A 349-nucleotide genomic window follows, 5' to 3' on the forward strand; every position below is an offset into this window, starting at 1 on the left:
ACCGGAGTATGGTTTATTGACGATTACAGGGCGGCCCGAGTATTGCTCGATCTTTTTGATAATCTCATCTGGAAAGCCGTCAGGAAACGTCGACAGCTCTTTTTCAACAGGCAGACCCATCATCTCCCAGTGACCGTCCATACTGTCCTTGCCGGCGGAGATTTCATCCATGCGACCATACCATCCCAATGGCTTATCAGCAGCAGGGATGCCTTCAATTGGTGTCACACGCAGATTGCTTAAGCCCAGCTTGGCCAGGTTAGGCAGCTTCAGCACGCCATGCCAGGCATGACCAAGATCGCCCAGCGTGTCGGCACCCTCGTCATCAAATTTAGCCGCGTCAGGCGCA

At 53.6% G+C, this 349-nt stretch carries 1 pseudogene; it reads right to left on the minus strand.

What is annotated here, in order from left to right:
* A pseudogene (locus ACLUWI_RS10415) lies at nt 1-349 on the minus strand (phosphopentomutase); the annotation flags it as partial.

Origin of the sequence: Limosilactobacillus mucosae (assembly GCF_046939755.1) — a bacterium.
In the GTDB taxonomy this organism is placed as follows: domain Bacteria; phylum Bacillota; class Bacilli; order Lactobacillales; family Lactobacillaceae; genus Limosilactobacillus; species Limosilactobacillus mucosae_A.